Source organism: Marinomonas sp. 5E14-1 (assembly GCF_039939215.1).
Lineage (GTDB): Bacteria > Pseudomonadota > Gammaproteobacteria > Pseudomonadales > Marinomonadaceae > Marinomonas.
In genome coordinates this window covers 39896-61330 of sequence record NZ_JBDXMW010000014.1, presented here as the reverse complement: position 1 = coordinate 61330, position 21435 = coordinate 39896, and the positions used below count along the sequence as shown (strand labels likewise).

The window sequence follows — 21435 nt, the reverse complement described above, 5'->3', positions numbered from 1 at the left end:
TTTTTAAAACAAACAATATTTTAGGAAGATATGAAATAATCACAAATCCATTTTAGCACTTTCACCCTTAACACCATCAACTTCCTCTAATGCTTTTGGCTTAGGAAGAGCTTGATCCAATACGAGTTTTTCTACTTTATTTAAGACATCAAGATTCTGTTCTAAAAATTCAGCAGCATTAGCTTTACCTTGCCCAATTTTATTACCTTCAAAAGCGTACCAAGCACCTGCTTTATCAATAATTCCAAACTTAACACCCATATCAATAAGCTCACCATTACGATAAATACCTTTTCCATATAATATTTGAAATTCAGCCTGTTTAAATGGTGCAGAAACTTTATTCTTAACAACTTTAACGCGAGTTTCGTTACCTACAACTTCATCTCCTTGCTTAACCGAGCCAATTCTACGGATATCTAAACGTACAGAACTATAGAACTTTAAGCTGTTCCCTCCACTTGTAGTTTCAGGGCTCCCAAACATGACACCAATTTTCATTCGTATCTGATTGATAAATACAAGAAGGGTATTAGTTTTTTTAACAGAACCAGTGAGCTTACGCATTGCCTGTGATAATAAACGCGCCTGAACACCAACAGACGAAGCCCCCATTTCACCTTCAATTTCTGATTTAGGAACTAATGCAGCCACGGAATCGACAATAATAACATCCACACTACCAGACCTAGTTAACATATCGACGATTTCAAGAGCCTCTTCACCTGTATCAGGTTGAGAAACTATAAGTTCATCAAGGTTGATACCAAGCTTTTCTGCATAAGCTGGGTCAAGTGCGTGCTCAGCATCAACAAATGCGCATGTTTTACCTTCTTTTTGTGCATTAGCAATAACAGAAAGAGTCAGTGTTGTTTTGCCTGATGACTCAGGCCCATAAATTTCACAGATACGGCCATACGGTAAACCACCAACACCTAATGCGACATCTAGCCCCAGAGATCCCGTAGAAACAGCAGGGATTGCCTCAATCGGAGCATCCCCTAATTTCATTACTGAACCTTTACCAAATTGACGTTCGATTTGCGCTAAAGCACTATCGAGTGCTTTTTTCCTATTTGTATTTTCTAGAGACTTATCCATTATCAGAACCTTCTATAATTCATGCCAATTATCTAAATTGAAATTCTATAAAAAACTTGTATGCACCGCTTACTTATTTATCAAATCCAGTAAACTACTAGCACTCTAGCGGCGCATACAACTTTTCTACAGAACATAATGGCGAACCGAACATAACACCAATTTTCATACGAATTTGGTTGATGAAGACCACAAGACAGTTAGCATTTTTAATAGAGCCTGTTAGTTTACGCATCGCTTGTGATAATAAACGCGCTTGTACACCAACAGATGAGCTACCCATTTCACCTTCAATCTCAGACTTAGGAACAAGCGCAGCAACCGAGTCAACAATAACAACATCAACACTGTTTGATCGAACCAACATATCAACGATTTCCAATGCCTGCTCACCTGTGTCAGGCTGAGAAATCAAAAGGTCTTCAATATTTACACCCAGCTTTTCAGCATAAGCCGGATCCAATGCATGCTCAGCATCAATAAAAGCACAGGTTTTACCTTGCTTTTGCGCTTCAGCAATAACACTCAATGTTAGTGTTGTTTTACCGGAAGACTCAGGCCCGTAAATCTCACAGATTCGGCCATAAGGAAGACCACCCGCACCCAGCGCAATATCCAAACCTAGCGATCCAGTAGAAACTGTTTCTATATCCAGTTTAGTACCTTCGCCCATCTTCATGATGGCGCCTTTACCAAATTGACGCTCAATCTGAGAAAGCGCTGCGTCTAGGGCTTTTTTCTTGTTGTCTGCGATAGATGACATAATGAAATCCTTGTGGCTAATTTTCGTTGGAGTAACTCTATCGTTTTTTTTTAATAAGCTCAAGAAATACTGTATATAAAAACAGTATTATTTTTTCACGCATTTTTTAAGACTTCAGCCACACCTTCAAGCGCCGCCAAAACAGTTGCTTCTCTTATTGCTTGTCGATCACCAGAAAACTGATGACGCTCCACTTTCACTTCCTGACCTGCAATTTGCCAACCTATATATACACAACCAACTGGTTTTTCTACAGAGCCACCAGCAGGTCCTGCTACACCACTCACAGCAACAGAAACATTTCCACCTAAATGCAAAGCACCTGCACACATTTCACGTACAGTTTGCTCAGACACAGCACCAAAATTCACTAACGTGTCTTCTTTAACTGCCAACCCCTGCACTTTCGCTTCATTGGCATAACTAATGATACCGCCATAAAACCAAGCAGAACTACCAGCGATCTCAGTACAAATAGCGCCAATTAAGCCACCAGTACAGGATTCTGCTGTTACTAATAAGTAACCCTTTTGCTGCAGCAGCTCGCTAAGTCTCTGCGCCGCCTGAGTCATATTTTGCATTTGATTCATTGGCCTTATCTCTTAAATACTGAATGAATATCCCGTAGAATAACGCTCTATTTTTTAGATCACAATCGAGCACACTCAAATGAGCAAAACAACAGCAGATAATCACACTCCTATGATGCGCCAATATTTTGGGCTTAAATCTGAGCATCCAAATCAGCTGCTATTTTATCGGATGGGTGACTTTTACGAACTCTTCTACGATGACGCGAAACGCGCTTCTCAATTGCTTGATATTACACTAACGGCTCGCGGACATTCTGGCGGCCAGCCTATTCCAATGGCGGGCATTCCTTTTCATGCTGCCGAAAACTACATCGCCCGTTTAGTTCGTATGGGAGAATCTGTTGTCGTTGCCGAGCAAACAGGTGATCCAGCCACAAGCAAAGGTCCAGTGGAGCGAAAAATCGCTCGAATTGTGACACCCGGCACCATCAGTGATGAGGCCTTTTTAGAGGAAAAACGAGAAAACCTCTTACTGTCTCTCGCACATCAATCTAGAAAAGGTTTAGACGTTTTTGGCTTCTCATACCTCGACATGGCAAGTGGCCGATTCTGTTTATTTGAGGTCGACGGACACGAAGCGCTTTCGAGTGAATTACAACGATTAGCCCCTATGGAAATCTTAATATCTGAAGACTTCCCTGCTCGTGACCTAGTAAAACTAGAAAAAGGTGTTTCTGAGCTTGGCCCTTGGCATTTTGATTATGAGTCCAGCTACCGTCAATTAATTCAACAATTTAACACTAAAGATTTATCTGGCTTTGGCTGTGAAGTATTGACCGCCGCGATCGCGTCAGCAGGTGCACTGCTTCAATACGCAAAAGACACCCAACGTTCAGCCTTACCTCACATTCAATCCATTATGGTTGAACACAAAGATGATTCTGTACTCATCGATGGCGCAACACGTCGCAACTTAGAGATTGATACCAATTTAACGGGTGGTACAAGTAACACTCTTGCCGAAGTGCTGGATGAGTGTGCAACGCCAATGGGAAGTCGTTTATTAAAGCGCTGGTTACATACTCCTATTAGAGATGTCAAAGAAATCCAGGCTCGACAAAAGGTGATTGCAGAACTGAAAAACCATCAAGCTTATTACGCTTTCCAAGCGTCATTAAAAAAGGTTGGTGACTTAGAACGAATCCTCTCCAGAGTCGCATTGCGCTCTGCTCGACCAAGAGATTTGCTGCGTTTGAGATTCGCTTTAGAAGCGACTCCAGAAATAAACAGCTTGTTAGAGAATGCAACCTCAGTTCGCCTTATTGAGCTTAATCAACGTATTCTTGCGCAACCAGAAATCACCTGCACTTTAACGAAAGCCTTAGTTGAAAACCCACCTTCGGTTGTTCGTGACGGTGGTATTTTTGCAGAAGGATACGATGAAGAATTAGATGAGCTTTTCTCGCTTTCTACTAACGCATCTGACTTCCTAGCGGAAATGGAACGCAGTGAAAAAGAGCGCACAGGCATTAGCTCATTAAAAGTCGGATTTAACCGAGTTCATGGTTACTACATCGAGATAAGCCGACTACATTCGGAGCAAGCGCCGGTTGAATATATTCGCCGTCAAACATTAAAAAATGCTGAGCGCTTCATCACACCTGAACTAAAAGCTTTCGAAGACAAGGCGTTAAGTGCAAAATCAAAATCCCTTGCGCGAGAAAAAGAACTCTATGAAGCACTGTTAGATAAACTTAATGAAATTTTGGGCGAACTGCAAACCACCAGCCAAGCCCTCGCTCAATTAGACGTTCTACATAACTTCGCAGAACGAGCTGACACATTGAATTTCGCTTGCCCTGAACTCCATAACAAAGGCGGAATTGAGATATCAGGTGGACGTCATCCAGTTGTCGAATCCGTAATTTCAGAACCATTTGTCCCTAACGATCTTCAACTAGACGACAAACGCTCATTATTGATGATCACAGGTCCAAACATGGGCGGTAAATCCACCTATATGCGCCAAATAGCTTTGATCACGCTGTTAGCTCATACCGGCTGCTTTGTACCCGCTGAAGCCGCATCGATTTCAGTAGTGGACCGCATTTTTACGCGCATGGGGTCTTCAGATGATCTCGCCGGTGGTCGCTCGACCTTTATGGTCGAAATGACAGAAACCGCAAATATTTTAAATAATGCGACCAAAAACAGTTTAGTTTTAATGGATGAAGTAGGACGAGGTACAAGCACCTTTGATGGTTTATCTTTGGCTTGGGCGGCTGTGGATTATTTAGCGAAAGAATTAAAATGCTACGTGCTTTTTGCAACTCATTACTTTGAGCTAACGGCGTTAGCCGACCAATTAGATAACGCAGCTAATGTTCATCTAACCGCGACCGAATACGAAGATGAAATTGTGTTTATGCATAAGGTTCATGAAGGCCCTGCAAGCCAATCTTATGGACTTCAGGTGGCTCAGCTGGCTGGCGTCCCACGAGACGTGATTGGTCACGCAAAACAAAAGCTAAAAGAATTGGAAGTGATAACGGGTGTCGCAGAACAAGAAAAGACGTTCACTTCAAAACCTATTCCATATCAACCTCAGCAAACAGACTTATTTGCCTTCACAGAGCAAGACAAATTAAAGAGCAGCATAGAAGAATTAGATTTAGACAATATGACACCATTAGAAGCGATGAACGCCCTTTATCGACTAAAATCTCAGCTTTAAGAAGAGCGAGTCTCAGTCAAGCACCTAGATCCATGATGGATATAAGCTAATATCAGATAAATGTAGGGGATTCGCGATTGTCACTTGCCGCGAAATAGCCTATACATCTAAAATAGTGCGCAATTATTTTTATAGCTTGTAAGGAGAAGTCAAATGGCTTTCATCGTTACCGATAACTGTATTCGCTGCAAATACACAGACTGTGTCGAAGTTTGCCCAGTTGACTGCTTTTACGAAGGCCCGAACTTTTTGGCCATCAACCCTGATGAATGCATTGACTGCGCATTGTGTGAACCAGAATGCCCTGCCAATGCCATTTTTTCTGAAGACGAATTACCTGAAGAGCAAGAAGTCTTTGTTGAACTAAACAGAGACCTTGCTTTAATTTGGCCAAACATTTCTGAAAAGAAAGACGCCCTTTCTGATGCAACCGAATGGGACGGCGTCGAAGACAAGCTAGAACACCTAGAGCGCTAAGCTAGTTCTTAGAAAAATCCCACAAAAAAGGGCGACTTCAAAGTCGCCCTTTTTTGTTTACTTCCCTTTAAACTACTCTTCCTATGAGTGAACTTCACTGTTGGCTTAATAATTAAGCACCCAAACCTTTTTAATACCATAGTCTGATCCATTCAACTACGTCGTCCATTCAAGCAATCCTTTACTCATAAACATCCCAGTTCAATCCATCACACCGTCTGTGGCGTTGTATTAATTTTCATCCGATCTACATCCATGAATGTCGTTTGGGTATAGATAATTTATCAACTTTGGATTTATTTTCAAAAACACACAAAAGACCAAAAAAATATTTTTCCTTATTAAATCAACACCTTAAAAATAAAATACAATAAAAGTAACAGTTATCTACAAAACAAACAGCAAACACTGACAGGAATGTAAGAAAAGGATGACAAGATAACAGGAAATGCAGTAGCCAAATCGGGCCATTCCAAGCTTTCATCTATATCACAGAAATAAACTCATCAGTCCATTTGATTGCATCTAGGTAGGTGGACTTTAAATCTTCGAGATCTTTGGCGTCATTAATGACAAGACCATTACTATAACTCTCTACCAAACTTAAAGTGTTTCCAACTCTTCCAGAGCGGTGCACAATCGCATTAATAAACTCTGCAGGCAAAGGTAATTCTCCAAGTACCACTTCTAGTTTCATCCCAGTACAAACATCCATCATAGACAACATGCCTGCTAAGAAGTATTTATCTTGATTATCATAGCCTCGCGCTCCAGCAAGTAACTCAGCGTGTTTTGCTCTGACCATAATATTTTCTAACAAAACATATTTGTCACTGATCATTTCAGACATTAGCAAGATATTTGTCAGAGACTTAAGGTGCTCAATACCAACCAACATGATAGCCAATCGCACAGAGTCAACCGAAGCGACAAGGCCTGTTATAGGAGAATTCAAATAGCGTAATAGTTTATGAACCAGACCAGCATCTTGACTAATAATGCGCTCCACTTCCTCAATACTCATGTCTGTAGCATTCAGTAATGAGGACATCAGCTGCAACAGTGTCATGCTGTTAACTTTTGACGCTTTACTAGAAATGACTTCAGGCTTTTCAAAGAAGTAGCCTTGAAAATATTCAACGCCTAAGAGTCGGCAAAATTGATAATCTTCCCAAGTTTCTACTTTCTCAGCGATGATCTTAAGGTCAAAACCTCGTAAAGCCGCTACTTGCTCATGAAAACTATCATGGCCTAAAGTCAGAAGATCCAACTTCACGTACTCAGCCAACTCAACGAAAGGCGTCAATTTACTTTCAAAAACAAAGTCATCCAAAGCAATCGAACAGCCTGCCTTCACCCAACGTCGTAACGAGGACAACAAAATAGCGTCGTAGCCAGCGTTCTCAAGCACCTCAATAACCACATTATCCTTGTTAACAGGCATGCTTTTTGAGTTCAGAAGATAGGCTCTTGGGTAGTTAATAAACGCCTTATTGGAACCAACAATGTTTTCCATACCCAATTCTAAAAGGCTAGTGGAAAGCACTTGTGCCGTTGCTCCCACCTCATCGAAAACATCTGCCTCAATTGCGTCTGCACTTTTCCTATACAGCAACTCATAGCCCATAACAGCAAGACGACTGTCGATAATCGGCTGCCTAGCTAATGAAACACTGAAATGGGCTGATACTTTATTTTCCGTCATCTTTTTTATCCAGGATTGAGGCACTAGTTTCGTATTTATATAGTGTCTCAATATTACCTTAAAATTGCCATTGGGCGCAGCCAATAAACTTGCTAATATAAGCAGCTATATATAGAAAAAATAAAAGCATAAATCTGTGGGGAAAAACAATGCCAGTATATCGTTCCAAAACAACCACCTCAGGCCGTAATATGGCGGGTGCTCGTGCCTTATGGCGCGCAACAGGAATGAAGGATGATGATTTTCAAAAGCCAATCATTGCCGTCGCTAACTCTTTTACTCAATTCGTTCCGGGCCACGTTCATCTAAAAGACATGGGGCAGCTTGTTGCTCGCGAAATTGAAAAAGCCGGCGGTGTTGCTAAAGAGTTTAATACTATCGCTGTTGATGACGGTATTGCAATGGGGCACGACGGCATGCTTTATAGCTTGCCATCACGAGATTTGATCGCTGATTCTGTTGAATACATGGTAAATGCCCATTGTGCAGACGCGTTAGTTTGTATATCCAACTGTGACAAAATCACACCTGGAATGTTAATGGCTGCGATGCGCCTTAATATCCCAGTTATTTTCGTATCTGGCGGCCCAATGGAAGCGGGCAAAACTAAACTTTCAGAACACAAACTTGACCTAGTCGATGCCATGGTTATTGCCGTTGATTCAGAAGCGAGTGATGAAAAGGTTGCTGAATACGAGCGTTCTGCTTGCCCTACTTGTGGTTCTTGCTCTGGTATGTTCACTGCGAACTCCATGAATTGTTTGACTGAAGCCCTAGGTTTAAGTTTGCCTGGCAACGGCACTACATTGGCAACTCACGCGGATCGTCGTCGTTTATTTGAAGAAGCAGGTCATAGAATCGTAGACATCACTCGTCGTTTCTATGAGAAAGATGAAAGTCATTGGGCACCAAGATCTATTGCTTCCTTCCAAGCTTTTGAAAATGCAATGACCCTTGATATTGCGATGGGTGGTTCTTCTAACACCATTCTTCACTTGCTTGCTTTGGCAAATGAAGCTGGCGTTGATTTCACTATGAAAGACATCGACCGATTGTCTCGAAGTGTCCCTCAATTTTGTAAAGTAGCCCCGAACTCTCCGCTGTATCACATTGAAGATGTTCACAGAGCAGGTGGGATTTTTGGTTTGTTAGGTGAAATAGACCGCGCAGGTTTACTGCATAATCAAGTTCACACTGTACATTCCAAAACAATGGAAAAAGCGCTAGAGAAGTGGGACATAATGCGTACACCGACGCCTGAAATTATGGAATTCTACAAAGCAGGCCCTGCTGGCATTCCAACACAAACAGCATTCAGTCAAGCGACTCGCTGGCCAACATTAGACGGCGACCGCGAAAATGGTTGTATCCGCTCTATCGAACATGCGTTCTCTAAAGAAGGCGGTCTGGCTATTCTTTACGGAAACATCGCTCTAGACGGTTGTGTTGTAAAAAGTGCTGGTGTTGATGAGTCTTGCCTTGTATTTGAAGGTCCTGCCCACATTACTGAATCTCAGGATGAAGCGGTTAAAAACATCTTAGACGATAAAGTAAAAGCGGGTGAAGTGGTCATTGTGCGTTACGAAGGACCGAAAGGCGGCCCAGGTATGCAGGAAATGCTTTACCCAACCTCTTACATCAAATCAAAAGGTCTAGGCAAAGCTTGTGCCTTACTAACAGATGGTCGTTTTTCAGGCGGTACATCAGGTCTATCCATTGGACACGTTTCTCCAGAAGCGGCTTCTGGTGGTGCTATTGGTCTTGTTGAGAACGGTGACATTATTCGTATCGACATTCCAAATCGTACTATCAATGTGTTGCTTTCAGACGAGGAGCTTGATGCTCGTCGAGCAATAATGAACGCCAAAGGCAAAGCGGCATGGAAACCAGTTGAGGTACGGCCAAGAAAAGTCACACCAGCACTAAAAGTTTATGCCCACTTTGCAACCAGCGCTGACAAAGGCGCAGTACGTAACTTGGACTTGTTAGAAGATTAAGCTCATTTAGTCAGTACAAAAACGTAATAGCACCTCAAAATGGCTATGAAACCCTTCGTTTCATAGCCATGTTTTTTTCATTATTTAAAGAGAATTTATGCTTAGCTATCGCCATATTTATCATGCTGGCAATCACGCCGATATATTAAAGCATTTGACTGTTAGTCAAATATGCCGTCATCTAATCAAGAAAGAGACGCCTTTTTTCTACTTAGATACACATGCAGGCATTGGACAATACTCTCTTAATTCTGAACAGGCACAAAAAAATAAAGAGTTTCATTCTGGTATTGCTCGTCTATTAACAGAAGACAATTTGCCTGAGTCAATTGATGCGCTACTCGATATCGTTAGAGAAATGAACCCTAATGATAATTTAGAGTATTACCCTGGCAGCCCAAAAATTGTCGATTACTACGTGCGTCAAAAAGATAAGCTGCATCTATGTGAGTTACACCCAAACGATTACCCAACACTGGCAGACTTATTTCCAAACAAACGAAAAGCGAACGTAGTAAAGGAAAATGGATTCACTGCAGTAAAAGCCATGCTACCGCCACCACAAAAGCGTGGGTTCGTATTGATGGACCCACCTTATGAAGTCAAAAAAGACTATCAGTATGTGGTTCAAGCGCTAGAAGACGGACATAAGCGTTTTCCTCAAGGTACTTATGCTATTTGGTATCCTGTATTAAATCGTAAACAGGCAAACGACCTAATACGAGATGTGAAAAACACAAAAATTCGCAATGTACTTTTACTTGAGCTATGTATTAGAAACACAGAAAACGAGCGAGGCATGGCTGGAAGTGGCATGATCATCGTCAATCCGCCTTGGACACTCGAAAAAGAAGCACAAGAGTTTTTACCTGTACTAAGCAAACTGTTAGCAGAAGATCATGAACCAAGCTGCCAAGTAACTTGGATCACACCTGAGTAATCTACACTACACAAGGAGAGCGTCATGAACACCCCTTTTGAATTGGCCTTTAAGCACATGCCAACACCTGCTTTTATAGTAGAAAGTAGTACAGGTAAACTGCTCTCGTATAACCAAAACTTTGCAGCCTTTTTCGATAAGTTTCACGCCACACCCGCTATGACTTGGGATGCACTTTGTGAAGATGCCTCTATATCTGCTAACTGGCAAACCCTCAATGAAACGATTAAAGCAGGAAAAATCGATCGCTGTGAAAGCTTAATTCGAGTCGGTGACAAGCTTGTTAATATGCAACTAGAATTGCAACATCTTGGGGAATCCGTACTCGTTTGCATATATGACACGGACCACATGGATCTTTCTGCTGCAGAAAATACCTTACTGAAATTTGCCCTTACTGAATCATCTGCCGGCCTTTGGATTTGGGAAACACATTCCGATCTGGTTTCCTGCTCCAAGTCTATCGCTATACTACTTGGCTGCACACCAGAAGAAACTCCAAGATCAACTCCCGACTGGCATAAGCGTGTTCACCCTGATGATGTGAAAAGACTAGATAAATTGGTAAATGAGCACATTGACCACAGCCAAGATTACTATGACGTGGAATATCGCATCCGCAAATATGACCAAAGCTACCTTTGGGTTAAAGAGCGAGGCCGAACCTATACGCGAAATGCAGACGGAAAAATCAAAAAGATCATTGGTTTTATTGTCGATATTAGCCACCAAAAGGCATTAGAAGAACACCTTAGAAACCAAGCGACTTTTGACGAATTAACAGGTTTATTAACAAGAGGCGCTGCGATTACCCATTTCACCAAACAATTAGGCTTAGCAAAGCGTCAATACACGCCGCTCACTATGGCTAAAATACACCTTGATTCCAATAACCGCCTGGCAGAACTACCGATGGAAGAACGTAATATTGCGATTCAAACCTCTGCCAGACACGTCTATAAAAAGATCAGGGAAGCCGATGTTTTAGCCCGCGTGGAAAGTGACAAACTACTGCTGCTTTTACCCAACACAAGTGTCAGAGATGCCAAGCAGCTACTTAACCATATAATCAATCCGAATGAAAAAGAGCTATCTACCTTATTAAACGGAAACGCTGACCCAATGGACTTATGCATTGGTATTGCGACCTTCCCTGAAGATGGAGAAAACATTGAAGAGCTTGCATTAAGTGCAAACCAAGCAGTAGAAGAAGGCCAAGCCAAACAACAAAAAATTGTTGTTAACTAAAACAGGGGTGGTAATGCCATAGTCTATATGGCGTTACCCTCTACAATAATGACTGACTAGCAAAAATCGAATCATTCTCCCTGTAGCGTTAAAACCATACATCTAGCACCGCCATAATCACGATGCTCTCCAAGGTAAATTCCTTGCCATGTCCCTAGATGTAATCCGCCATTTTTAATAGGAATCGTCAGAGATGAGCCAAGCATACTGGCTTTGATGTGCGCAGGCATATCGTCACTACCTTCATAAACATGCTCATAGTAAGGTTGGTCTTCTGGCACCATATATGCGAAATGACGCTCCATATCTCGACGAACAGAAGGATCTGCATTTTCATTGATGGTTAACGAAGCAGATGTATGAAGAAGCTGTATATGCAATAAACCAATCGATACTGGCTTCATATCGTCCAACGCCTTCTCTATTTGCCCAGTAATCAGATGAAAACCACGACGCATCGCTGGTAATTGAAGTTCAACTTGTTGCCACATTACTTGTTACTCTGCACTAACACGTTGATAAACGGAAAAACGGTAATCGTAAGGATTCGGTTCTTGCGCAGCAAAAGCCTCTTCGCCTATTAAAGAGTAAGATGACCAATCTACTTCTGGAAAAAACGCATCACCTTCTACATTGGCATCCACATGAGTGATGTAAAGACGATCTGCTTTTTCTAATGCCAACTCATAAATTTGTGCGCCACCAATCACCATGACTTCTTCTTGCCCATTCACCAGACAAATGTCTTCACCAAGTGAAATGGCATCTTCAAGCGATGTCACTACATCAATTCCTTCTGCCTGATAAGATGAGCCCCGACTAATCACTATATTGCGTCGACCAGGCAAAGGCTTACCAATGGATTCAAATGTTTTTCGCCCCATTATAATAGGCTTCCCCATGGTCGCTTGTTTGAAATACTTGAGATCATTCGGCAAATGCCAAGGCAGCGAGTTATTAATACCGATAGTTCGGTTAGTAGACATGGCGACAATAAGTGAGAGCATATAAAGGCCTTATTTCGAGTTTCAATTCTGATATAATTGGAATCATTTTATTATACCTATCGCGAGTCAGATTGCATTTGCTCTATCTGCCACATTCGCACTCAAAAAAGGCATCACATGAAACAATACTTAGACTTATGCCATCGCATCATAAATGAAGGCGGATGGGTAAATAACGAGCGTACTGGCAAGCGTTGTCTCACCGTCATTAATGCTGACCTAACCTACGACGTTGGCAAAGGAGAATTTCCACTCGTAACGACTCGAAAAAGCTTTTATAAATCTGCCATTGCTGAAATCATAGGCTATTTAAGAGGCTACGATAACGCCGCAGATTTCCGTGCGCTTGGCACAAAAACATGGGATGCGAACGCGAACCAAAACGAAGTCTGGTTAAACAATCCTTATCGCAAAGGTGAAGATGACATGGGACTGTGTTACGGAGCCATTGGGCGTAACTTTCCAAAGCCGGATGGCGGCCACATCGATTTATTAAAGCAGATCATCGACGACTTGAGTCAAGGTGTGGATAACCGTGGGGAAATCCTTACCTTTTATCACCCGGGCGCATTCCATATGGCCTGCTTACGCCCTTGCATGTACAGTCATCACTTCTCACTGCTTGGCGACACATTGTATCTAAACAGCACTCAACGAAGCTGTGACGTACCTTTAGGCTTAAACTTCAATATGGTTCAAGTGTATGTATTACTGGCTATTGTGGCTCAAATTACAGGAAAGAAAGCAGGTCAAGCTTTCCATAAGATAGTGAATGCTCACATTTACGAGGACCAACTGGAACTAATGCGTGATGTTCAACTTAAGCGTGAGCCTTACCCTTTACCTAAACTCAAAATAAACCCAGAAATAAAAACGCTAAAAGACATAGAAACTTGGGTCACAATGGACGATTTCAAAGTCGAGGATTATCAATTCCATGAAGCAATTGCTTATCCTTTCTCAGTGTAAGAAAAGCCGCTAAATCAAAGCGGCTCTAAGAAAGAGCTGTTTTTCTATGTGTTTGATGAAGATCAGCTCTCACTAACTAACTGCAATCCAACAACACCCCCAACAATCATGCATAAGCAAACAATCCTAGCCGCACTTGCTGGTTCGTTCATAAATATCATACCGAATAGCACCAAAGTCGATGCACCAATACCAGTCCATACGGCATAAGCAGTTCCGACAGGGATAGTCCGCATGGCTAAAGATAGCAAAACGAGGCTCACTACAATTAATATGGCGCTGATTATGGAAGGCCATAACTTAGTAAAACCATCACTCTGTTTTAATCCAATGGCCCACAGAAATTCCAGCACACCAGCTATCACCAAATACACCCATGACATAAACTTTTCCTCAGTATTCTATTTGTATTAAACCTACCCCCCCCCATTCAAATAATATTATTTCAGAGAAAAGCCAAAACACCCTTGAGAATATTTTTTTCCTATCAAGAAGTGCAAAACATTGGCCAACATTCCGTTAAAGGCTATATTTTACAAATAGAACAATGAAGTGTCTTAAATTCAAAGGATTTTTATCTCTGTAAAGTTATTAGCTCTACAAAGCAAAAATCAGAAGACATAAAGTAGCTAGGTAAGCGCACTTAACCAGAGCATAAGCAGCATTTGTGCTCTTTACAATTTCATTTGAAATTGCACTTCTCAAGGGAATAAAGGAATATAAGAAAATATTGATCATTAGGTAAGTACTATATGTTGAATGGTAAAGCGGTATTAATCACTGGCGGCACAGGCTCGTTTGGTAAAAAGTTTATTGAAACGATTTTAGACAGATACCCTGACGTCAAAAAAATTATCATTTACTCTCGTGACGAGTTAAAACAATTCGAGATCAAACAAAAATACCCTCACAATGAGTTCCCACAATTACGCTTTTTTATCGGCGATGTGCGTGACCGTAACCGCATGATTCAAGCTTGCGAGAATGTTGACGTAATCATTCACGCAGCAGCCATTAAACAAGTCGATACCGCCGAGTACAATCCAACAGAATGCATACGTACCAACATAGACGGTGCTGAAAATGTCATTCAAGCCGCGCTATCTTGTGGCGTAAAAGATGTTGTTGCTCTCTCTACTGACAAAGCCTGTGCACCAATCAATCTATATGGCGCAACTAAGTTAGCATCAGACAAGCTTTTTGCTGCAGCGAACAACATCAAGGGTTCTAAAGACATACGCTTTAGTATTGTTCGTTATGGCAACGTCATGGGTTCTCGTGGCTCAGTCATCCCTTTCTTTATGGATAAAAAAGCAGAAGGCGTATTACCTATCACACATGAAGAAATGACACGCTTCAATATCTCTCTGCAAGATGGCGTAAACATGGTGATGTATGCATTAGGGCATCATTTAGGTGGCGAGATTTTCATTCCTAAAATCCCATCTTATAAGATTTTAGATATTGCAGAAGCCATTGCACCAGAGTGTGAAATCAAAGTGGTTGGTATTCGCCCAGGTGAAAAGCTACATGAAGAGATGATCACAGATACAGACTCACTTAACACCATAGATTTAGGTAAATACTACGCTATCTTACCTTCTGTTTCCTTTGTGTATACTGAAGAAGATTACATAAAGCACCATAAAGCCCAAAAAGTCCCCTTTGGCTTTCACTACAGCTCCGGCACGAATACCGAGTGGGAAACAATCGACAGTTTGAGAGCTCAAATCAAAGAACATGTTGACGCCAATTTTAAGGTGTAAAAAAGCATGATTCCATACGGCAAGCAATCCATAACTCAGCAAGATATCGACGCTGTTGTTCAGGTTTTACAATCTAACTTTTTAACGCAAGGCCCACAAGTTCCCGCTTTTGAAAAAGCCCTAATAACATCAACGGGAGCAAAACATGCTCTTGCGGTAAACAGCGCAACCTCTGCCTTACATATTGCTTGCCTTGCCCTTGGTTTAGGGAAAGACGATATTCTCTGGACCACGCCAATTACCTTTGTGGCTTCCGCCAACTGTGGCTTATATTGTGGTGCTAAAGTCGATTTTGTCGATATTGCCCCTCATACATACAACTTATGCCCGAAGAAACTGGAAGAAAAACTGATCGCGGCGGAAAAAGCAGGGAAATTGCCAAAGGTTGTCATTCCCGTTCACTTGTGTGGACAACCTTGTGATATGCAAGCCATCTCTCTTTTGAGCAAAAAATACGGCTTTAAAATTATAGAAGATGCTTCACACGCCATTGGTGGTCGTTATTTAGAAAGCCCTATTGGTGCCTGTAAATATTCTGACATTACTGTTTTTAGCTTTCATCCGGTCAAAATCATTACCACAGCTGAAGGTGGCGCCGCGTTAACCAATGATGCAGACCTTGCGGAAAAGATGAATCTATATCGCAGTCATGGTGTTACTCGTGATGACCAACTGATGGAAAATACACCTCATGGCGGATGGTATTACGAGCAAGTGGCTCTGGGCTTTAACTACCGCATGACCGAGCTACAAGCCGCATTAGGTGTTTCTCAAATACAACGACTGGCTGAATTTGTCAGCGCACGCCACCAGCTTGCAGCTCGATACAATTCCGAGTTAAAAGCGCTTCCCATCACACTCCCTTTTCAGCTTGATGACACATACTCTGGCCTACATTTATATGTTATCCGACTCCAACTCGATAAGATAAACAAAAGCCACAAACAAGTGTTTGATGAATTACGAGCAAACGGTATAGGCGTCAACCTTCATTATATTCCTGTGCATACTCAACCCTATTATCAAAAACTTGGGTTCAAGCAAGGAGACTTTCCAGAAGCAGAAAAATATTACACCGAGGCCATCTCAATCCCTCTTTTTCATGGCATGACGGAAGATCAACAGAGCGAAGTCATCAAGCAACTGACCCAGGTATTGGTAGAGCGCTAATGAACATAGCCATCATTCCTGCACGTGGCGGAAGTAAACGAATACCACGTAAAAACATTAAACTTTTTCATGGTAAGCCGATGATAGCTTACTCAATTGAGGCCGCAAAAAAGTCAGGCTGTTTTGATCGCATTTTGGTTTCTACTGACGATGAAGAAATTGCCAAAGTGGCAAAAAAATGGGGTGCGGAAGTCCCTTTTATGCGACCTGAACACATTGCAGATGACTTTTCCACAACAATGGATGTCATGAAGCACGCCGTTGATTGGTGTGTTGAAGCAAAATGGCAGGTTGATAAAGTGTGCTGCATCTATGCCACCGCACCTTTCCTATCCAGTGCGGCATTACAAGAAGGCTTAAGCAAACTAACAGACCCAAATGTACATTATGCTTTTAGCGCCACCACGTTCGCCTTCCCTATTCAACGTGCGCTACTGGTGAATAAAAGCGGCCATGTTGAAATGATACAACCTGAACATAAAAACACGCGCTCTCAAGACTTACCAGAAGCCATCCATGATGCCGGACAATTTTATTGGGGAAAAATGAGTGCTTACCTCCAACAAAAAGCGTTTTTTGGTGAGTCTTCAAAGGCCGTTGTTTTACCGAGAAAGACTGTTCAAGACATAGACACTCAAGAAGATTGGGAACTGGCAGAAGCCTTGTTTTCAGCCATGAAGTTGGAATCTTGCTAACCATTATTACTGAGCTGAACCTACTATGAATCCATTTATTACAATAGACAATCGAAAAATTGGCGCGGACTTCCCGCCTTATATCATTGCGGAATTATCCGCCAACCATAACGGTGATATTGAACGCGCTTTCGCCATCATGGAAGAAGCAAAAAAAGCCGGTGCCGATGCGATAAAACTACAATCTTACACTCATGAAACCATTACTATTGACGGTGAAGGTGAAGAGTTTCAAATTCATGGTGGTTTATGGGACGGACAAAGCTTATATGACCTTTATAAAGGCGCTCACATGCCATGGGATTGGCACCAACCTTTATTTGAAAAAGCCAAAGAACTCGAGATAACCATTTTCAGTTCACCTTTTGACTTTAGCGCTGTCGATTTATTAGAAGAACTGAACGCACCAGCCTATAAAATTGCCTCGTTTGAGCTTGTAGATTTACCTCTGATCGCGCGTGTTGCCAAAACAGGCAAACCAATGATCATGTCCACAGGTATGGCGAATCAAATTGAGATTCAAGAAGCCATCAATACCGCACGTGACAACGGCTGCAGCGAATTAGTCGTATTGCATTGCGTTAGCGGCTATCCCGCACCTGCTGACCAGTATAATTTAAGAACCATACCTGATATGGCGTCGCGCTTTAATGTTCTTGCAGGCCTTTCTGATCACACCATTGATAATGCAACAGCCGTTGCCTCTGTGGCACTTGGTGCTTGTTTAATAGAGAAGCACGTCACATTGGATCGCACTGGCGGCGGACCAGACGATAGTTTCTCCCTTGAGCCAAAAGAGCTAACTCAATTATGCCAAGACACGAAAACCGCATGGCAATCTCTAGGTCAAGTAAATTACGAAAAAACCGAAGCCGAGAAAGGCAACATTAAATTCCGCCGTTCACTGTATTTTGTTCAGGACATCAAGGCAGGTGAAGTCATTACTGATGAACATGTCAGAAGCATTCGTCCAGGCTACGGACTCGCACCAAAACATTTAGATGACATACTAGGAAAAACAGCCTTGCAGGATGTCAGTTTTGGCACACCAGTAAGTTTTGAGACAATTCAAGAAAAGTAAATTGACATCATAAAACGGCGTAGTAATAGATTATTACCACGCCGCTTTATAAAACATCACGATCTTTTATTGATAAAGATTAACGCTTTTCTTCTTCCGCTTCCGTTGTATCAAGCTTCTTAATCGTCCAGCCCATAACACCAAACAATATGGTGACTAAAGGTGATATCCAACAGAAGAAAGCGAATGGTAGATAAGCAATGGTAGCGACGCCCAATGTAGCGGCTTGATAAGCGCCACCTGAGTTCCAAGGTACTAAGTTGGCTGTCACAGTGGCGGAATCCTCTACCGCTCTGGAAAGATTTTCTGGTGCTAACCCCCGATCACGATACGCTTGAGCATAGGTTCTCGCTCCCATCACAATCGACATATATTGGTCACATAGAATCATATTAGAGCCAATACAAGTTAGTACCGTGGACACAACTAAAGAGCCATTAGATTTCGCCAGAGTAAGCACTTTATCAGCGATGGCTTTTAATTGGTTGGTTCTTTCCATAATGCCGCCAAACATCATAGCCGCAAAAACAAGGCTAATGGTGTACATCATAGAATCCATACCGCCACGAGTTAATAAAGCGTCCACGTCTTCATTACCTGTTGCTCCTTCAAAACCACCAAAAGCAGCGTTTATCAGTGATTCATAATTCGCATCCTGCAAGCCCACGGCAATCACCACTGCGGATAAAATACCAATGGTAATACCTGGAATCGCTGGCATTTGACGATAAGAAACGAACATTACTAATAAAGGCGGTAAAAGCATCACAATATTGATGGTGAAATTCTCATCCAATAGTGTGCGAATAGTATTAATACGCTCTATATTACCTGCAGTACCAGCGTATTGAAGACTAATCACTGTTTCAATAATAAGAGTCAGAACAATGGAAACACCTGTTGTGTAGGACATGTGTTTGATATGCGTGAATAAATCTGTTCCTGCTAAGGCTGGCGCCATATTGGTAGTATCAGAGAGTGGTGACATTTTATCCCCAAAATAGGCGCCCGATAACACAGCACCGGCCACCAAAGGCAGAGGAAAACCTAAACCAGAACCAATACCCATTAAGGCCACACCAATGGTTCCTGTCGTCCCCCAGCTTGTTCCTGTTGCCAAAGAAGTAATAGCACAAATAATCACGGTTGCAGGCAAGAAGAAGCTTGGAGATAACACACTCAACCCATAGTAAATCAGAGTGGGAACCACGCCAGCCAAAATCCATATACCAATTAAGATCCCTACAAGAATCAAAATAATCGTGGCGGGAAGTGCATTAGTGATACCGCTCACCATGCCGTTTTGAATTGCGCTCCAACTAAAGCCACAACGCATAGCCACGAGCGAAGCAACTACAACCCCCATTAACATTGGGATTTGCGGATCGAGACCATAAATAACGATAGACACACTTATCCCTAAAACCAGAGATACTAAAGATATTATGGATTCCCAGAAATACGGAGCGCGGGCTCCAGAAGGAATATCAGTATTCATTGCTTTCCCCTTTTTTATATAATTTTTATAGACAATTATCCCGAAAACTATAGAAGCTATCGCAATTAAAATGCCAATATTTCAATGATTTAGGAAAAACGAAAGATTAAATTAAATTAGAAAAAAGAGAATAACCTTGAATTATGTTTTAGATTTTTCAAGAAAACCGAGGAAAATTAGACAGCTTTAAGAAAACGAAAAATGAGTAATGAAATAATGAATCCTTTTAGGTCGAGCGGCCTGAGGTTTGCTTTTATTTAGTGCGACTTAACAAAAGCATCCATGCTGTTCGCAGCTTTTATCAACACGTTCGAAGAAAATGAAAACACAGTAAATACAATCCCAAAAAAAGTGTTATCGCTATCTCGTCTTCTTTTAAATTAGTGTATCTAAATCGACGTGAGTGAAAGGCTTATTTTCTTCCATCACAACATAACTATTAATTGTTGCAAGATAGTTTGAGCTACTAATAAGCTTGTTGTTGATCTGTAAATACTCGGGCATATCTCGACAAACAATCTTTAGAATCAAGTCACATTCACCACTCACTGTATAGTATTCAACAATTTCGGGGATTGACTCGACTATTTCTTTAAAAGCTATAAATTCTTGATGTGTATGTCCCTTGAGATACACACTAGCAATGCAGGTCACAAAACGGCAGATTTTAAAGAGGTCTACTCGAGCATGGTAATTGCTGATAATCCCCTCTTCTTCAAGGTGGCGTAAACGTAACAAGCAAGAGCTCGGTGCTAAATCTACTTGGCGAGCCAGCTCCTGATTCGTCACCCTACCGTCTTTTTGTAAGATATCTAAGATTTTATAATCGATATGATCAAGCTTCTTCATGCTTAGCAAACTCCCATACTAAATTTGTTGAAATACATTTCAGGCAAAAAAGCTAATCTCGGCCTATCATGAAAGCCTTATCGTCATAAAGTTAACTTGCCGTCTGCACTTTAGGATAAATCTTGAATTTAAAACCAGCGAGAATCAATGCTAAGCCAGCCGCCACCATAGGCAAAGACAACAACTGCCCTTGGGTAAACCAATCAAAAGCAAGGTACCCAATTTGCGCGTCTGGTTGACGAACAAACTCTACAAGAATCCGGAAGATGCCATAACAAAGTAAAAACATTCCCGAAACACAGTAGCGAGGCTTGGTCTTTTGAGAGAAAAACCAAAGAATAATGAAAAGTACGACACCTTCTAATGCAAACTGATAAAGCTGCGACGGATGACGCGCCAATTGCAAAGGGTCATTTGGAAAAATCATCGCCCAAGACACATCTGTTGATTTGCCCCACAGCTCTCCACCGATAAAGTTACCTAAACGTCCAGCACCGAGCCCTACTGGCACAAAAGGCGCAAGGAAGTCAGTCACATCAACGAGGTGCTTATTGTAGCGTCGAGCAAAAATAACCATGGCAACAATGACGCCAATTAGCCCGCCATGAAAAGACATACCACCTTCCCAAATTCTGAATAAGATCAAAGGGTCAGTAATCAGGCCAGAGAATTGATAAAAGAAAACATAACCAATTCGACCACCTAAAATCACACCTAAAGCACCATAAAAAATGGCATCGCTGACCATTTCAGAGGTCCATAATTCACCAGATTTTTTGGCTCTATAGTTACCAAGCAAGTAAGCACTTGCAAAGCCAATGAGGTACATAATGCCGTACCAGTGAATGGAAATTGGTCCAAGTGATACTGCAATAGGATCAATATCTGGGTAAGCAATCATG

At 41.8% G+C, this 21435-nt stretch carries 19 protein-coding genes and 1 pseudogene; 10 read left to right on the top strand and 10 right to left on the bottom strand.

Annotated elements, in window-relative coordinates; genetic code table 11:
- Nucleotides 1-39: 39 nt before the first annotated feature.
- The 3 genes and pseudogenes from recA (ABFY09_RS12820) to ABFY09_RS12810 all read right to left on the bottom strand — a co-directional run bounded on the left by recA (ABFY09_RS12820) (nucleotide 40) and on the right by ABFY09_RS12810 (nucleotide 2454).
- On the bottom strand, nucleotides 40-1101 hold the full coding sequence (recA, locus tag ABFY09_RS12820) for a recombinase RecA (RefSeq protein ID WP_347984709.1): 1062 nt from the start codon (nucleotides 1099-1101) through the stop codon (nucleotides 40-42).
- A 139-nt stretch (nucleotides 1102-1240) separates the two neighbouring features.
- Nucleotides 1241-1864, bottom strand: a pseudogene (recA, locus tag ABFY09_RS12815) (recombinase RecA); the annotation flags it as partial.
- Between the two features lie 95 nt (nucleotides 1865-1959).
- Nucleotides 1960-2454 carry a CinA family protein gene (locus ABFY09_RS12810; protein WP_347984708.1) on the bottom strand — a complete coding sequence of 165 codons (495 nt, stop codon included), beginning with the start codon at nucleotides 2452-2454 and terminating at the stop codon, nucleotides 1960-1962.
- A 79-nt stretch (nucleotides 2455-2533) separates the two neighbouring features.
- On the opposite strand from ABFY09_RS12810, the gene mutS reads away from it, so the two are divergent.
- Together mutS and fdxA are read left to right on the top strand one after the other, a co-directional pair.
- On the top strand, nucleotides 2534-5131 hold the full coding sequence (gene mutS / locus ABFY09_RS12805; protein ID WP_347984707.1) for a DNA mismatch repair protein MutS: 2598 nt from the start codon (nucleotides 2534-2536) through the stop codon (nucleotides 5129-5131).
- Between the two features lie 153 nt (nucleotides 5132-5284).
- A complete protein-coding gene (gene fdxA, locus ABFY09_RS12800) occupies nucleotides 5285-5608 on the top strand; it encodes a ferredoxin FdxA (protein ID WP_347984706.1) in 324 nt (107 codons plus the stop codon).
- Between the two features lie 484 nt (nucleotides 5609-6092).
- Here the strand turns inward: fdxA and ABFY09_RS12795 are convergent, their stop codons facing one another.
- Nucleotides 6093-7313: an HDOD domain-containing protein gene (locus ABFY09_RS12795; protein WP_347984705.1), complete on the bottom strand. Its 1221-nt coding sequence runs from the start codon at nucleotides 7311-7313 to the stop codon at nucleotides 6093-6095.
- A gap of 149 nt (nucleotides 7314-7462) precedes the next feature.
- Here ABFY09_RS12795 and ilvD point away from each other — a divergent pair, with 149 nt between their 5' ends.
- The 3 genes from ilvD to ABFY09_RS12780 all read left to right on the top strand — a co-directional run bounded on the left by ilvD (nucleotide 7463) and on the right by ABFY09_RS12780 (nucleotide 11498).
- A complete protein-coding gene (gene ilvD, locus ABFY09_RS12790) occupies nucleotides 7463-9310 on the top strand; it encodes a dihydroxy-acid dehydratase (protein WP_347984704.1) in 1848 nt (615 codons plus the stop codon).
- A 97-nt stretch (nucleotides 9311-9407) separates the two neighbouring features.
- On the top strand, nucleotides 9408-10250 hold the full coding sequence (rlmJ, locus tag ABFY09_RS12785) for a 23S rRNA (adenine(2030)-N(6))-methyltransferase RlmJ (RefSeq protein ID WP_347984703.1): 843 nt from the start codon (nucleotides 9408-9410) through the stop codon (nucleotides 10248-10250).
- A 24-nt stretch (nucleotides 10251-10274) separates the two neighbouring features.
- Nucleotides 10275-11498 carry a PAS domain-containing protein gene (locus tag ABFY09_RS12780; protein ID WP_347984702.1) on the top strand — a complete coding sequence of 408 codons (1224 nt, stop codon included), beginning with the start codon at nucleotides 10275-10277 and terminating at the stop codon, nucleotides 11496-11498.
- Nucleotides 11499-11569: 71 nt separating this feature from the next.
- On the opposite strand, the gene ABFY09_RS12775 is transcribed toward ABFY09_RS12780, so the two are convergent.
- Nucleotides 11570-11989, bottom strand: a complete 420-nt coding sequence (locus ABFY09_RS12775; protein WP_347984701.1) for a secondary thiamine-phosphate synthase enzyme YjbQ — start codon at nucleotides 11987-11989, stop codon at nucleotides 11570-11572.
- 6 nt (nucleotides 11990-11995) lie between these two features.
- Complete coding sequence (gene folA, locus ABFY09_RS12770; RefSeq protein ID WP_347984700.1) at nucleotides 11996-12505, bottom strand: type 3 dihydrofolate reductase; 510 nt, start codon at nucleotides 12503-12505, stop codon at nucleotides 11996-11998.
- 117 nt (nucleotides 12506-12622) lie between these two features.
- Here folA and ABFY09_RS12765 point away from each other — a divergent pair, with 117 nt between their 5' ends.
- Nucleotides 12623-13474, top strand: coding sequence for a thymidylate synthase (locus tag ABFY09_RS12765; RefSeq protein WP_347984699.1), 852 nt, complete (start codon nucleotides 12623-12625; stop codon nucleotides 13472-13474).
- Between the two features lie 62 nt (nucleotides 13475-13536).
- Here the strand turns inward: ABFY09_RS12765 and ABFY09_RS12760 are convergent, their stop codons facing one another.
- Nucleotides 13537-13857 carry a multidrug efflux SMR transporter gene (locus tag ABFY09_RS12760; RefSeq protein WP_347984698.1) on the bottom strand — a complete coding sequence of 107 codons (321 nt, stop codon included), beginning with the start codon at nucleotides 13855-13857 and terminating at the stop codon, nucleotides 13537-13539.
- A 369-nt stretch (nucleotides 13858-14226) separates the two neighbouring features.
- On the opposite strand from ABFY09_RS12760, the gene pseB reads away from it, so the two are divergent.
- The 4 genes from pseB to pseI are packed head-to-tail and all read left to right on the top strand — an operon-like array spanning nucleotide 14227 to nucleotide 18186.
- Nucleotides 14227-15240 carry a UDP-N-acetylglucosamine 4,6-dehydratase (inverting) gene (gene pseB / locus ABFY09_RS12755; RefSeq protein ID WP_347984697.1) on the top strand — a complete coding sequence of 338 codons (1014 nt, stop codon included), beginning with the start codon at nucleotides 14227-14229 and terminating at the stop codon, nucleotides 15238-15240.
- Nucleotides 15241-15246: 6 nt separating this feature from the next.
- Nucleotides 15247-16410 carry a UDP-4-amino-4,6-dideoxy-N-acetyl-beta-L-altrosamine transaminase gene (pseC, locus tag ABFY09_RS12750; RefSeq protein WP_347984696.1) on the top strand — a complete coding sequence of 388 codons (1164 nt, stop codon included), beginning with the start codon at nucleotides 15247-15249 and terminating at the stop codon, nucleotides 16408-16410.
- Entirely contained in the window at nucleotides 16410-17105 is a 696-nt protein-coding gene (gene pseF / locus ABFY09_RS12745) for a pseudaminic acid cytidylyltransferase (protein WP_347984695.1), read from the top strand. Before pseC ends, pseF begins: the two co-directional genes overlap by 1 nt.
- Before the next feature lie 25 nt (nucleotides 17106-17130).
- Nucleotides 17131-18186 carry a pseudaminic acid synthase gene (gene pseI, locus ABFY09_RS12740; protein ID WP_347984694.1) on the top strand — a complete coding sequence of 352 codons (1056 nt, stop codon included), beginning with the start codon at nucleotides 17131-17133 and terminating at the stop codon, nucleotides 18184-18186.
- 79 nt (nucleotides 18187-18265) lie between these two features.
- On the opposite strand, the gene nhaC is transcribed toward pseI, so the two are convergent.
- The 3 genes from nhaC to lgt form a co-directional block, all read right to left on the bottom strand.
- Nucleotides 18266-19684: a Na+/H+ antiporter NhaC gene (nhaC, locus tag ABFY09_RS12735; RefSeq protein WP_347984693.1), complete on the bottom strand. Its 1419-nt coding sequence runs from the start codon at nucleotides 19682-19684 to the stop codon at nucleotides 18266-18268.
- A 375-nt stretch (nucleotides 19685-20059) separates the two neighbouring features.
- Nucleotides 20060-20533 (bottom strand): Lrp/AsnC family transcriptional regulator, encoded by a 474-nt coding sequence (locus tag ABFY09_RS12730; RefSeq protein WP_347984692.1) that lies wholly within the window; start codon nucleotides 20531-20533, stop codon nucleotides 20060-20062.
- Between the two features lie 91 nt (nucleotides 20534-20624).
- The gene (lgt, locus tag ABFY09_RS12725; RefSeq protein WP_347984691.1) at nucleotides 20625-21434 is read right to left on the bottom strand and encodes a prolipoprotein diacylglyceryl transferase; all 810 of its coding nucleotides are present in this window, start codon (nucleotides 21432-21434) and stop codon (nucleotides 20625-20627) included.
- Between the last annotated feature and the right edge of the window lies 1 nt (nucleotide 21435).